This window comes from Nitrospirota bacterium (assembly GCA_020851375.1).
In the GTDB taxonomy this organism is placed as follows: Bacteria; Nitrospirota; 9FT-COMBO-42-15; order HDB-SIOI813; family HDB-SIOI813; genus RBG-16-43-11.
Map to the genome: position 1 here is coordinate 14,006 of JADZCV010000003.1, position 13,932 is coordinate 27,937.

The 13,932-nt window shown below is 46.2% G+C and carries 16 protein-coding genes and 2 pseudogenes; 7 read left to right on the forward strand and 11 right to left on the reverse strand.

Translation table 11 applies throughout. The features are described 5' to 3' along the window. The first annotated feature begins 4 nt into the window (after window positions 1-4). Window positions 5-859 (forward strand): 50S ribosomal protein L11 methyltransferase, encoded by an 855-nt coding sequence (gene prmA, locus IT393_00180; protein MCC7201075.1) that lies wholly within the window; start codon window positions 5-7, stop codon window positions 857-859. Beyond that, window positions 849-1,373: a class I SAM-dependent methyltransferase gene (locus tag IT393_00185; protein MCC7201076.1), complete on the forward strand. Its 525-nt coding sequence runs from the start codon at window positions 849-851 to the stop codon at window positions 1,371-1,373. Before prmA ends, IT393_00185 begins: the two co-directional genes overlap by 11 nt. Here the strand turns inward: IT393_00185 and IT393_00190 are convergent. From IT393_00190 to IT393_00240, 11 genes and pseudogenes are all read right to left on the reverse strand, one after another. After that, window positions 1,370-1,776: pseudogene (locus IT393_00190) on the reverse strand (type II toxin-antitoxin system VapC family toxin). The gene IT393_00185 and the pseudogene IT393_00190 overlap by 4 nt on opposite strands. Beyond that, window positions 1,773-2,006 carry a type II toxin-antitoxin system Phd/YefM family antitoxin gene (locus IT393_00195; protein ID MCC7201077.1) on the reverse strand — a complete coding sequence of 78 codons (234 nt, stop codon included), beginning with the start codon at window positions 2,004-2,006 and terminating at the stop codon, window positions 1,773-1,775. The pseudogene IT393_00190 and the gene IT393_00195 overlap by 4 nt, the downstream one beginning before the upstream one ends. Before the next feature lie 32 nt (window positions 2,007-2,038). After that, on the reverse strand, window positions 2,039-2,839 hold the full coding sequence (gene lsrF, locus IT393_00200; protein MCC7201078.1) for a 3-hydroxy-5-phosphonooxypentane-2,4-dione thiolase: 801 nt from the start codon (window positions 2,837-2,839) through the stop codon (window positions 2,039-2,041). Window positions 2,840-2,854: 15 nt separating this feature from the next. After that, a complete protein-coding gene (locus tag IT393_00205; GenBank protein MCC7201079.1) occupies window positions 2,855-3,883 on the reverse strand; it encodes a zinc-dependent dehydrogenase in 1,029 nt (342 codons plus the stop codon). A gap of 227 nt (window positions 3,884-4,110) precedes the next feature. After that, window positions 4,111-4,547, reverse strand: a pseudogene (locus IT393_00210) (DUF488 domain-containing protein). Further along, entirely contained in the window at window positions 4,547-4,978 is a 432-nt protein-coding gene (locus IT393_00215; protein MCC7201080.1) for a DUF488 family protein, read from the reverse strand. The pseudogene IT393_00210 and the gene IT393_00215 overlap by 1 nt, the downstream one beginning before the upstream one ends. Before the next feature lie 12 nt (window positions 4,979-4,990). Beyond that, window positions 4,991-5,131 carry a Txe/YoeB family addiction module toxin gene (locus IT393_00220; protein ID MCC7201081.1) on the reverse strand — a complete coding sequence of 47 codons (141 nt, stop codon included), beginning with the start codon at window positions 5,129-5,131 and terminating at the stop codon, window positions 4,991-4,993. A gap of 27 nt (window positions 5,132-5,158) precedes the next feature. Continuing rightward, a complete protein-coding gene (glgX, locus tag IT393_00225) occupies window positions 5,159-7,294 on the reverse strand; it encodes a glycogen debranching protein GlgX (GenBank protein ID MCC7201082.1) in 2,136 nt (711 codons plus the stop codon). 49 nt (window positions 7,295-7,343) lie between these two features. After that, window positions 7,344-7,772, reverse strand: a complete 429-nt coding sequence (locus IT393_00230) for an OsmC family protein (protein MCC7201083.1) — start codon at window positions 7,770-7,772, stop codon at window positions 7,344-7,346. A gap of 534 nt (window positions 7,773-8,306) precedes the next feature. Further along, window positions 8,307-8,681, reverse strand: a complete 375-nt coding sequence (locus tag IT393_00235) for a DUF5615 family PIN-like protein (GenBank protein ID MCC7201084.1) — start codon at window positions 8,679-8,681, stop codon at window positions 8,307-8,309. After that, complete coding sequence (locus IT393_00240) at window positions 8,678-8,926, reverse strand: DUF433 domain-containing protein (GenBank protein ID MCC7201085.1); 249 nt, start codon at window positions 8,924-8,926, stop codon at window positions 8,678-8,680. Before IT393_00240 ends, IT393_00235 begins: the two co-directional genes overlap by 4 nt. Window positions 8,927-9,222: 296 nt before the next feature. On the opposite strand from IT393_00240, the gene IT393_00245 reads away from it, so the two are divergent. From IT393_00245 to lspA, 5 genes are all read left to right on the forward strand, one after another. Further along, window positions 9,223-9,399, forward strand: a complete 177-nt coding sequence (locus IT393_00245; GenBank protein ID MCC7201086.1) for a hypothetical protein — start codon at window positions 9,223-9,225, stop codon at window positions 9,397-9,399. 136 nt (window positions 9,400-9,535) lie between these two features. Further along, window positions 9,536-10,156: an NUDIX hydrolase gene (locus tag IT393_00250; protein MCC7201087.1), complete on the forward strand. Its 621-nt coding sequence runs from the start codon at window positions 9,536-9,538 to the stop codon at window positions 10,154-10,156. 99 nt (window positions 10,157-10,255) lie between these two features. Then, window positions 10,256-10,585, forward strand: a complete 330-nt coding sequence (locus IT393_00255) for a transcriptional regulator (GenBank protein ID MCC7201088.1) — start codon at window positions 10,256-10,258, stop codon at window positions 10,583-10,585. Window positions 10,586-10,640: 55 nt separating this feature from the next. Further along, a complete protein-coding gene (gene ileS, locus IT393_00260) occupies window positions 10,641-13,442 on the forward strand; it encodes an isoleucine--tRNA ligase (GenBank protein MCC7201089.1) in 2,802 nt (933 codons plus the stop codon). Then, window positions 13,439-13,930, forward strand: coding sequence for a signal peptidase II (lspA, locus tag IT393_00265; GenBank protein ID MCC7201090.1), 492 nt, complete (start codon window positions 13,439-13,441; stop codon window positions 13,928-13,930). Before ileS ends, lspA begins: the two co-directional genes overlap by 4 nt. Window positions 13,931-13,932: the final 2 nt, after the last annotated feature.

Genomic DNA, 13,932 nt, shown 5'->3' on the forward strand with positions numbered 1-13,932 from the left:
CATAATGAACTGGTTGCAAATATCTTTTACTATTGAAGTTGAGGACTTAAAACGGGCGGAGGATGCATTGTCGAGCGCAGGGGCCCTTGCAGTTACGCTTATGAGTCCGGGACACACAGAAGGGCTGCCCCCAGAGGGCCGTATAACAGGACTTTTTCCTTCGCAGACAGATATTTGTTCTACAAGCGCATTCCTGAGTTCCGAGCTCAGGATTGACCCCCTGCCCGACTTCCAGGCAGAATACCTTGAAGACCGCGACTGGACACGGGCATGGATAGACAACTTCCGTCCCATGCAGTTTGGCAAAAACATCTGGGTCTGCCCCCATGGCTTCGAGTTTCCAAATCCCTCTGCTGTAAACATTGTAATAGACCCAGGGCAGGCATTCGGGACCGGCACTCATCCTACCACTGCCCTTTGTCTCGAATGGATAGACAGGAACAATCTGCAGGATTTGGAGGTAGTTGACTATGGGTGCGGCTCCGGAATCCTCGCCATTGCCGCAGGAAAGGTTGGAGCGAGGCATGTGTGGGCAACTGATAATGACCCAGATGCACTAAGGATAGCTGATGAGAACATCCGGAAGAACTGCGTGGAGTCTTGCGTGACAGTGCTGCCTCCTGAGGCCATGAAGCCCTGCAAGGCGGATGTCATCATAGCAAATATCCTCCTCAAACCCCTCATATCACTTGCACCCAAATTTGCAGATATTTTACCTCCGGGAGGCACAGTCGTGCTCTCGGGCCTGCTTGAAGAACAGGTTGACGACATCGTCAAGACATACAGCAAATGGTTCGACTTGAAGCGCCCTGTTATAAAGAATAACTGGGCACTGGTAGAGGGGATACGTGTCTCATAACCCTGATCCTGCACAGCTACTCGTTGAGTTTCTACCCCTTCTGCAAAAAGGCAGGGCCCTCGATGTGGCAATGGGAAAGGGCCGGAATGCACTCTTTCTTGCATCACATGGCTTCAAAGTGACCGGACTTGAAAAGGATAAGGAATCAATTGATGTGTGCAGGGCAAGTGCCAGGGATACCGGGCTCAATATTGAAATCCGGGAGACAGACCTGGAAGATATGGCATCATACAAAATAGAGAACTCTTCATATGACCTCGTCATCTGCTTCTGCTACATGCAACGGAACCTTATCCCTTTGATGAAAGAGGCGCTGAAGCCTGGCGGCATCATCATATACGAAACGTTCCTGATAGATGAACACCTGACAACCGGCCATCCAAAACGTCGCGAATTCTGCTTTGAGCACAATGAACTTCTACACAACTTCCGGGATTTCCGCATCATGTACTACAGGGAGGGACAGGACGCCAATGGGACATACAAGGCAAGCCTTGTGGCACAGAAGAATTAGTGTCGCCTTCTCTTCTTATCCCATAAAACCATGACATCATAATCAGCAATCAAGCGGTCATTGGTGATTATAGACATCTTTTCTATCCATGCCTGTGCCACGAGCATGCGGTCAAAAGGGTCTCTGTTATGATCCGGCAGGCTGTAGGTATGGAGTGCATGAACTAATTGTATCGGAAGGCCGGCTATATTATTGGCAACCATCTGGTCCGGAATAAACTTTTCAGGCTTATCAGGAAGTTTCAACCTGCGCAGTTTTGTCTTAATCGCTATTTCCCAGCAACTGGCAGAACTTGAAATACCTCATTCGATTCGTCTGCTATAATTTCACGTACAGGGGGGATTAACCTTTCATCATCCATAACCCACCACAAAAAAATGTGGGTATCCAGCAAAGCCTTCACTTATCAAATTCCTTCAAAAGTCCTTCAGGCAGTGGTTTCAGGAAGTTCCGGGACATTACAACCTTGCCCTTTGCACTCCCTGGCTTTCTTTTGGCTGACAGAGCGAAAACAGGACTTATACGGGCAATGGGTTTACCCGCTTTGGCAATCAATATATCCTCGCCGCTCTCGACGCGCTTCAAAATTGCAGACAGGTGTGTTTTTGCATCATGTATGTTTATCATATGCATAGGATGAACCTCCTGACATGTAGTTAGTCAAGTTATGCTGTTTTCGTATCTTTCCTAGCGTTATTGAATACCTCAACTGCCCCTTCCACTGTGCCATTCTCATGAATAATGTGGCGTAATGCCCTTATCATCGGCACCGGGTGCGGGCTCTGCCAGATGTTTCTGCCGAGATTTATGCCGATGGCGCCTCGTTGCATGCCGTCGTGCACAAACTCAAACACCTCTTTCTCTGTGTCCACCTTCGGCCCCCCGGCGATAACTACAGGAACAGGACATCCGTTTACTACCTTATCAAAATCCTCGCACCAGTAGGTCTTAACGACCTTTGCGCCGAGTTCTGCGGCAATCCTGCAGCAGAGGCCGAGGTAGCGGGCATCGCGCTTTTCAAGCTCCCTTCCGACTGCCGTCACTGCCATTACAGGGATGCCGTACTCCTCCGCATCATTCACAAGCTGTCCGAGATTTAGCAGTGTCTGGCGCTCGTACTCGCTCCCGATAAATACCGACATACCTACTGCCGCAGCATTGAGGCGCACGGCCTCTTTTATAGAAGTGGTTATGCCCTCATTCGCCAGGTCCTTTCCTACCATGCTCGTACCGCCTGACACCCTTAATATAACCGGGATGGAATTGCCAGGCTCCACACATGAGCGCAGCACGCCCCTTGTCACAAACAGGGCGTCGCTGTATGGGAGAAGCGGCTTAATGGTCTCACCCGGTTTTTCCAGCTTCGATGTCGGCCCCTGAAAATATCCATGATCAATCGGCATAAACATGCATTTGCCATCCGGTTTTATAATCTGCGCCAAACGGTTCTTCATCCCCCAGTCCATCGTAAATCCTCCTTTTTATTTCTGCGGTTCTATAATTACCTTGATTGAATCTTTGCCATCCATGACATGCGCAAAACCCTTTACCGTATCTCCAAGGGCGAATCTGTGTGTTATCATGTCACGGACGTTAACGCGTTTGCTCCTTATCAGTTCAAGCGCAGTGATATGATCGGCACGGTCTCCGGCATATGAACTCATTAAGGACACCTCATTCCTGAACAGGAAGTCATTAAACGATATTGGTATTGTAACACCCTTATCAGTAGCTGCAAAGAATAATACCCTGCCGCCGCGTTCTGCTGACTGAAGCCCCTGTTCTATTGCAGACTTTGCACCAGTGCAAATAATTACGACATCCGCAAGCCTGCCGTCATTGATATCCCTGAGATATTCAGGGGAAAAATCCCTTGCATCTACTGCATGATTAGCACCAAAGCCTCTTGCAGATTCAAGTCTGAACTCTGATATGTCTGTTGCAATGATCCTCCCTGCACCAAGCGCCCTTGCAAGGTTGATATGGAGTATTCCCGATATACCACTGCCTACTACCAGAATACTATTTCCGGGATGTATACCCAGAAGCCTCTGACCACGCAGGACACAGGCAAGCGGCTCAACAAAGCTCCCCTCTTCAAAAGAGACCTCGTCCGGAAGGAGATATATCCCGCGGTCAACATTAATGGCCGGCAAAAGGACATATTCGGAAAAGCCACCGGGATAAAACTTTGTTTTGCGAAGCGTCTCACAAACGGTTGTATGACCATTCAGACAGTAATGACAGGTATTGCATGGCACATGGTGGGACGCGGCAATCCTGGCGCCAGCCTTGTATTGTGTAACCCCATCGCCAACCGCAGCGATCTCACCTGCAACCTCATGACCAAGTACAAGCGGCGCCTTATGAATCCGGTACCACTCCATGATGTCACTGCCGCAGACCCCGCTCGACATGATCTTCATCAGCACTTCACCTGGACCTACCTGCGGCACAGGAACTTCTTCAACCCGGATATCCCGGTTGTTGTAATACATTGCCACGCGCATAGATGGAAAACATTATCATATGCCGGTCAAAAAATCCATCCCCTGAGGTAACAGTAAATGAAGAACCCTGCAGCAAGCTGCAGGATATCCAGGCAACTTCAACGTCATTCCTGCGAAAGCAGGAATCCAGAACTACACATGATTCTGGATTCCCACTTTCGTGGGAATGACGGGAGGAAACACTGTAGCAAGCTACGATGAGATAGAAGTTATCAGAAGCGTGAGATTTACAAAATATGTTCTATCTCTATATCCCCCCAAATAGACTTGAGGCGCTCGGCGACAAGGCGACGGTGACAATGATGAGGCTTATCTTCACTGCATAAAAGGCACGCATTATCAAATAATTCCCGGGAAAGTTTATTCTCAACCGCCCTTTTTATCATCAGTTCAACAAACTTCTTTTCGTATATCGCCCAGTCACCTTTATTTTTTTGTACTCATCCAGGATATCCTGTGTAGGAGCAAGATCAGGCACATGGGTATATTCTATGGCACAGATGGTTTTCAGAAAATAGCTCAAATCATCCTTTTTAGCAAATCCCGCTAATTGAGAAACAATGTTAAGACGTATATCTATTACGCGTTTCACACCCGCATTACATAATTTCTTAAAGAAATTCTCCGCAGATTTTCTTGTAAACCCTATGGTAAATAATTGCATTAACCTCTGCCTGCGCCTGCTTTATGTCCAATATCTCCTGTATTCTTGTTATCTTTCTCATAAGAACTTCTCATATATACAATCTTTTCACCCTGAAAATCATATGCCTGCTCAATAAGATCTTTATCGCTTCTGAATAAATCATGTTGGGGAAGCTTTGACATCTCCAAAAGTCTATGTTCAAAGTCAACATTATTTTCTATCTTGCCATCTCCAAGAATATATTTGATTTCGATGTCTTTAGAGCGCAGATTTCTACAGATTATAATTGTCCTATGGCACACAATAGGATCCTTTTCTGCACACATCATGGCAACAAGGTAATTCTTAAGACCCTCAACGAGCCGGTTAATCCCTTGATAAAACTTGGGTTCCTGGGCAAGACAACTATTTGGTGTCTCCTTATTTATTACTACATTTAAGTCACACAATAATAGTCCAATTTAGTAGTGATACCTGCACGATAGTATCCGGATCTTTTCATCCAATACCTGATAGACAAGGCGGTGTTCCTCATCTATGCGCCTTGACCAGCAACCGGATAGCTGATGCTTGAGTTTTTCAGGTTTTCCTATGCCCTGAATAGGAAAGACATGAAATAACCAGCAGCCTTACCTCCCCACCAGGACTACTGTGCTCCTCGGATTAATGGGGTAATAACCGGATGGATTGAACAGTATCTCTTTGCCGACATCAGCAAAGTCTTCACCGCTCTCAAGGCTCGTGTCAATCACCCTGTACCATTTCATTCCCTCCTCAATCTCCGGGATTTTAATATCCTGCGTATTGAAATCAGCATTCAGGATAATGAAGAGCTGATAGTTTCCCAGTCGCGATTTTACCTCACCACCGTCAAGCCTGTAGCATAATGTACGGAGATCAGGGTCATCCCATGACGGTTTACCGCCATCTTTTCCAAACCACGTAATATCGGGGATGTTATTGGCATTGAGGTCCCTGCCGAGCAAAAACTTCCGCCTCTGAAGGATGGTATATTTTTTTGTAAAGGCAACGGCCTTTTTAAAAAATTCAAGTATGCCGGCATTCTTCTTTGTCTCCTCCCAGTCAAACCAGCTTATCTCATTATCCTGACAGTATGCATTATTATTCCCGTGTTGTGTCCTCATGAACTCATCCCCGCCGAGTACCATTGGCACGCCGGATGAGAAGAGCAGGCAACAGATATAATTCTTTACAAGCTGCTTCCTGAGCCTGATAATGCCTTCATCGGCACTCTCCCCCTCAGCACCGCAATTCCATGAATTGTTGTCGTTAGATCCGTCGTTATTATTCTCAAGGTTCTCCTCATTATGTTTGAAATTATAGGTCACAAGGTCATTCAGGGTGAAACCGTCATGGCATGTAATAAAATTTACACTGTTGTACGGAGACCTCCCGTCATCTCCATAAAGGTCTGCCGAACCTGTTAATCTGTAACCCAGTTCCCTTACCTGACCCGCATCCCCCTTCCCAAACTTTCTCATCGTATCCCTGAACCTGCCGTTCCATTCAGACCAGTCAACAGGGAAGTTTCCAACCTGATATGTCCCCAAATCCCATGGCTCTGCTATCAGCTTTATCCTGTTCAGAACCGGGTCCTGGGATATGGCATCAAAGAATGAGGCCGAACTCTGAAACATGCCCCCCTCCCTTCCCAGGACCGAGGCAAGGTCAAACCTGAAACCATCCACATGCATCACCTCAACCCAGTAACGCAGTGAGTCCATCACTAACCGTATCACGTGGGTGTTTGAAAGGTTAAGGCTGTTGCCGCAGCCCGTGTAATTCATGTAATAACGATAGGGGTCTGAAGGGCCGCCGGTAAGGCAGTAATACGTGGGGTTATCAATCCCTTTGAAGCATACTGTGGGGCCGAACTCATTCCCCTCGCTTGTATGGTTATAAACCACATCCATGATTACTTCAATCCCTGCTGCATGAAGTTCCCGCACCATGGTCTTGAACTCATTAACCTGACAGCCGGGGAAACTTCCTGTACTGTAGGATGACTCAGGCGCAAAAAAGCCTATTGTGTTATATCCCCAGTAGTTGGTCAGCCCCTTGTTTGTAAGAAAATCATCAATATAAAATTCCTGCAACGGCAAAAACTCTACTGCATTTATCCCGAGTTCCTTTAGATAAGGTATCTTCTCAATAAAACCCATATAAGTGCCAGGCTCTTTTACACCGGATGATTTATGCGCAGTAAAACCCTTAAGATGAACCTCATAAATGATCATCCTTTCAAAAGGGATATCAAGCCGCATATCGCCTTTCCAGTCAAATCTGTCATCTGTTACAATAGACTTCGGGACAATGCCGGTGTTGTCACGGCTGTCAAGGGATAAGTCTCTTTCATTCGAATCAGGGTTGTATGCCAGGAGGAGGTTATCTTTATTGATGAACTTGCCGGTTAATGCTTTAGAGTACGGGTCTATCAGGAGTTTATTCTCATTGAACCTCATCCCATGGCGCGGGTCAAAGTAGCCCCTGATCTTGTATCCATAAAGCTGACCTGGCTTGATACCATGAACAAATGCATGCCAGATGTACCTTGTCCTGTTCTCAAGCCTGATTATATCCGTAGGGTCCCCAGCCGGGGTATCAAAGAGGAGTAGAAAAACCTCAGATGCATGCTGTGAGTATATAGCAAAATTTACACCGCCTATTGCAGGGGTAGCGCCGAGTGGGTAGTACCTCCCTGCAGAGACCTTTTTATCAGTCCTGTGCACAAGTTCGTATGCCATAATAAGCCCTTCTGTTAACCTGCTTATTAATATAGAATCTTCGAACCCGCTATGCAGTAAGTCTTGCCTGCAGCTTAATCTCAGTACCAGTCAGTGCCCTGGATACAGGACAGGATTTTTTGGTGGTCTCGGCCTTTTCAATGAAGGCCTGCTCACTTATCCCCGGGACATCAGCCTCTGTATCAAGAGTTATCAAGGTAATCCTAAAACCCTCTTCGAGCTTTTCAATTTTGACTGACGCATTTGTATTAATTCGCCTCGGTGTAAAGCCGGCTTGTGCAAGGCCGTTAGCCAGCGCCATTGAGAAACACCCTGCCAGGGCTGCCCCGATTAATTCCTCCGGGTTTGTCCCTGTCCCTTCTTCGAACCTGGATGAAAAGGAGTATGCACCTTCAAAGGCACCGCTCCCGAGTTTCATCCGGCCCTTGCCATCTTTGAGATTTCCTTCCCACACAGCAGCTGCTTTACGTATAGGCATTGTAAACACCTCCTTATTTAATGTGACTGTCCTAAAATACAAGATCAAGATACCAACAAATGGGCTTTAAAGTCAATTTGATTTCATAATTGTGAAACCTTTCAAATCCTGTCATTTCAGTTACATAAAGAATTTGCCATTTTTCAAAGAGTTATATAACTTTTTAAGTTGTGAGGGATTTTCAAGTTACATAAGACTTAAATTTCTTATCAATTGATAAGCTTCTCTGTTTACTCAAATAGCTTTATTTTTTCTGCGCAACCTGCAACATTTGCCCATTTGTTTTTTCGGTGATGCCAATCTTTTCGCGAATCGCCCTGTTAACTAAATTGGTTAAATCTCTTGCAGCCGTTCGTAACATCTCAATGGTATTTTCAATCTGCTTGCGTATTATATTATGTCTCTCCTTCAGCAACTATGAGTTCGGGGTAGGTTGTGCCTGGTAATGAATATTGCCTTCATCCTCACTATCAAGTTCTTTGCCCATGCAGTATTTATGTCGTAATTGATGATGAAGTCCAGCTCAGTGTAATTCTAATCCTGTCCTGATTCTGTCTGATGTACACGGATACGGCCGATTTCAATAATCCACAGGTCCTTTTCTACTGGCATTCTGGAAAGTGCGTTAAGAAACTGCCGCACCAATTGTTCCAGCAAAGCAAGTGTCGGATTTCTCGGGACACGAATGACAACAATGCCGCTTGTTTCAGATGGTGAAAAACGAGTGATATCTGCAAAATCAAGATCCAACGTTACAAAGCAACGTTTTTCAGCACAACATACTTCATAGAGATGTCTGTCTTCACATCCCTGCAATGCCTCGTCCCGGACTGTCTGAACATCGTGACCTTCTGTACGGAATATTTCCTGAGTCCGGCTTCCAAAGTTCTCATCAAGTTTGAATTTCATCTTTTAGTCTCGACCGGTATTTCAACATATCGTTCCCTGGACATTTCCGCGCCATATGCAATGGCAGCCCTGATATCTTCTTCTGTCAGGTGGGGATATTCTGCGAGGACTTCCTCAACAGTCATACCGTTTGCCAGGAAATCCAGGATCAGGGATACCCAGATGCGCGTGCCCCGAATGCATGGCTTGCCGAAGCAGACCTTTGGATCAACAGAAATACGTTGTAATAGTGGATTCATGTTTATCTTACCTCCCCTTAATTCGTTTTATTATTCATCTTCGCCATCAAGTTCCTTGCCCATACGGTATCTTATGTCGTAATTGATGATGAAGTCCAGCTCCTCGTTTGTGAAGCCGTAATGCCTTGCCAGCACCTTGCCAATTTCGTCTTTGATTTCATTTCTACACCCATCTGATTAAATCCAATAGGAACTTTTGTAATGTACCATTTCCCAAAATGCCAGCAATCTGAAATTGCAGAATAAAACCAGTATAATAGAGATGAGTTAAGAAAAGCCTCCATACACTCCATTAAAATTTTATCATAGATATTGCTAAATACAAGAAACCTCCACAGTGCAGAAGGTTAACATGTTTTGTTTATGACCCAGAAGGCAGGCTAACTAATCCGCGTGGAATAGAAAATGACTTAAGCAACTGTGATAGCGATATTGACGCAGGATGGACTGCACCCCTGAAACTGGACAAAATATGTTAGGGTATCAGACAGGTTTACTTTAATCCCTGAATATATGAAAAAGGGGAGTCAAGGTTGACTTAAATTACCAAAATCAGTAGATTAGCAAGTAGTCATAAGGGTTATCAGGAAATTACAAGGATTTGCCTCTGTTTACATGATGATCAAGAATGTATTCACTGGAAGGGTTTTGCAGTTGAATCTTGAAAGAGCCTCGCTGCCTGATGGGCGGAGTGTTGATCTGGAGATCATCAGACACCCAGGCGGGGCCTGTGCACTGCCTGTCCATGATGACGGCAATATCATATTGATCCGTCAGTACCGGCATGCAGCCGGTGGCATTATATGGGAGTTACCGGCCGGCAGGATTAATGAGAACGAGGAGCCTGAGTCCTGCGCCAGGCGTGAATTGAAGGAGGAGACAGGCTTTGAGGCCGGGAAGATGGAGAAGATAGGGGAGTTCTTTAGCACCCCCGGTTTTTGTACGGAGTTATTGCATATTTATCTGGCCACTCAATTAACGCCCTGTAAACACGATCCTGAAGAGGATGAGTATATCGAGATAGTGAAACTTCCTTTTGCAAACGCTTTGGATATGGTATTAAGCGGTAAGATCAGGGATAGCAAGACCATGATCGCCTTGCTTCTTGCAAAGGAAAGATTTCCGGTGAAAGGGTTGAAGAAGGAAGATGAGACCATGTATCCAAAGATCATTATCAGAAACGAGAAGGCGGATGGCCCACAAAACGGTGCAGGCGACGATTTACAGCGCGCCTGACCCAACACAAAGCCCGACACCATCACCTTCGGCTTCGGCGTTACTGTCCTCAGACAGGAAGTAAGGTCAAGTACAGGAAGCGAGTGGAGATACAGGCGATTGCAGAAACCTAAAGAACCTCTTGTCCCCTCAGAACGGCATGAGACTATCCGTAAGCAGATGATAGCAATCCTTGAAGGCCGGACCCTTTCAGCCCGGGAAATATCCGGTATTGTCAAGATAGGAGAAAAAGAGGTTTATGAACATCTTGAGCATATACAGAGGGCAAGTCGCACAAACAATTACCAGCTTATAGTAACCCCTGCAGAATGCAAGAAATGCGATTTTGTATTCAGAAAAAGGGACAGGCTAAAGAAACCGGGGAAATGCCCTGTATGTCACAGTGAAGCAATAACAGGACCACTGTTTTCAATACGATCCAATCCTTGACACCCCTGCGCAGCAGGTGTTATGATTGCGCTGAAAATCAGGCGCTGCACACTCTATGGAAAAAGACTACAAAGACACGCTCAACCTGCCTCAGACCGACTTTCCCATGAAGGCTAACCTCACTAAGATGGAAGAGGTGATGCTTGAGAGATGGAAGACAGAAAATACTTACGGAAAACTAAGAGTACAGCGCAGGGGTAAAAAGAAATACATACTTCATGACGGGCCGCCGTATGCCAACGGTAACATCCATATCGGACACGCCCTGAATAAAATCCTGAAAGACATAATCATCAGATCAAAGACCATGGAGGGGTTTGATTCTCCATACATACCTGGGTGGGACTGCCACGGCCTTCCTATAGAACATCAGGTGGATAAGCAGCTTGGCCCTAAGAAAAAAGAGATGAGCCGGCATGACATAAGAAAACTGTGCCGTGAGTATGCAGAAAAGTATGTGAATATTCAGCGTGAGGAGTTCAGGCGGCTTGGTATATTTGGGGAGTGGGATTCTCCATATCTGACGCTGGCCCACTCATATGAGGCCACGATTATACGGGAGTTCGGAAGGTTTGTGGAAAACGGCGGCGTGTACAAAAGAAAGAAACCTGTGCTCTGGTGCATGTCATGTGAGACAGCGCTTGCAGAGGCAGAGGTCGAATATGCCGATGACACTTCGCCTTCGGTATATGTGAAATTTCCGCACAAGTCTGGCATTGATGAACGCATCCCCGCGCTTAAAGGAAGAGGCGTCTCAGTCGTTATATGGACGACCACACCATGGACGCTCCCTGCAAATCTGGCGGTGTGCCTCCATGCTAACTTTACCTATGTTGCCGCAGATATTAACGGTGACGTACTCATCATGGCCAGGGATTTACTTCCATCATTCCTCGAAAAAACAGGTAATCCTGCAGCATCAGTTCTAACTGAATTTAAGGGGTCTGTGCTTGAAGGCGTCATATTGTCTCACCCCTTTATCTCCAGAGATTCTATCATTGTTCATGGAGATTACGTTACACTCGATCAGGGCACCGGATGTGTTCACACAGCACCTGGTCATGGTGAAGAGGACTATGAAACAGGGCTCAAATACGGCCTTGACATTTATTCGCCTGTTGACAGCAGGGGGAGATTTGCCGCTGATGTCCCATACTTTGCAGGCATGCAGGTCTTTGAGGCAAATAAATTCATAGTAGAAAAGATGCAGGAGCTTGGCGTGCTTCTGAAAGAAGAGAAGATATCCCACTCCTATCCGCATTGCTGGCGCTGTAAGAAGCCGGTTATATTCCGCGCCACTGAGCAGTGGTTCATATCCATGGAAACGGGTGACCTGAGGAAGAAGGCGCTGGAGGCCATTGAATCTGTCTCGTGGATCCCGAGATGGGGGAGGGACAGGATTCACGGGATGATTTCTGTCAGACCTGACTGGTGCATATCAAGACAGAGGACATGGGGTGTCCCGATCATCGCCTTTACATGCAAGAAATGCGGTCATTTACTGCTTGACAAAAAAGTGGTTGATCATGTGGCAGGGCTTGCTGAAGGACACGGAGCAGATATATGGTTCTCTGCTGATACGGAAAAACTCCTGCCTGGTGAAATATCCTGCACAAAGTGCAGCGGCAGGGAATGGGAACGCGAGATGGACATACTTGATGTGTGGTTTGATTCAGGCGTCAGCCACGCCGCTGTCCTCGAGAAAAATCCTGGGCTTTCCTGGCCGGCAGATATGTATCTCGAAGGGAGTGACCAGCACAGGGGGTGGTTCCACAGTTCATTGCTCGAAGCAATAGGCACACGCAACAAGGCCCCGTACAGGTCTGTCCTGACTCACGGGTTTGTCGTTGACGGAAGCGGAAGAAAGATGTCCAAGTCTGCAGGCAATGTGATCGCACCGCAGGAGGTCATAAATCAATACGGGGCTGAGATACTAAGGCTGTGGGTTGCTGCAGAGGATTACAGGGACGATATAAGGATATCAAAAGATATACTTGTCCAGCTTACTGAGGCCTACAGAAGGATCAGGAATACCTGCAGGTTCCTCCTCGGAAATCTAACTGACTTTAATCCTCACCTCAATCAGATATCAGTTGATGAACTGCAGGAGATAGACAGGTGGGCGCTTCACAGATTGCAAAAACTTACCGGACGTGTGAAAAAGGCATACGCAGATTTTGAATTTCACGCGGTCTTTCATGCACTGCATAACTTCTGTCTGGTTGACATGAGCGCTATCTATCTCGATATTCTAAAGGACCGGCTGTACACATTTCATAAGGACTCGAAAGGACGACGCGCCGCCCAGTTTACGATCTATCAAATTCTGACTGCAATTGTAAAGCTCATGGCGCCTGTACTCTCTTTTACAGCCGATGAAGTATGGGGATATGTCACAAAAATAAATAGTGATGAATTAACAGAGAGCGTTCACCTGAGTTTTTTCCCTGAAATCAATCAGTCATATGTCAATGAGGATCTGGATGAAAAGTGGGTCAGACTGCTGAAGGTCAGGGGTGAAGTGGCCAAAGCGCTCGAGATTGCACGCAAGGACAGGCTCATAGGGCACTCTTTAGAGGCGCATGTTGACATATTTTCAGATGAGGAGCTGCACTCATTTCTGGAGGGCAATTCAAGTGGGCTTGTATCATTCTTTATTGTCTCTTCTGTAACAACTCATAACAACCCGCCGCCTCCGGATATATTTCAGAGCAGTGAGATCAATGGGCTGTCAGTAAAGGTATCAAGGGCGCAAGGCATAAAATGCAGCCGCTGCTGGAATTACAGTGATTCAGTCGGGCAGGACACAGGACATCCGTCAGTTTGCAGCCGCTGTGCAGAAGCATTAAGCTCATGAATAAATACTTGCTATTGACAGTAGTGGCCGGCGGGGTTACTATAGTAGATCAGTTATCCAAGTATGCAGTACAACATATGCTGACACTTCACAATCCTATTGAGGTAATACCTGGATTCTTTAATATCACTTATATCTTCAATCCAGGGGCGGCATTTGGTCTTTTCGGAAACATTAGTGAAACAGCACGGATGATAATACTAATCGGAATCTCTTTAATTGCCTGCGCCCTCTTTTTCTATATGTACATAAAGATCAGAGAAAGGGATAACATCATTCTTATACCTGTTGCCATGATACTTGGAGGGGCAGCCGGAAATCTTATAGACCGTGCAAGGTTTCAGATGGTCGTAGACTTCCTCGATTTCCACTGGGGACGATATCATTGGCCTGCGTTTAATATTGCAGACTCTGCCATAACAATTGGCACTGTAATTCTCGTTGCGGCAATTCTATTTACCGAAAAAGGACGCATCCTGAATGTTTGAAG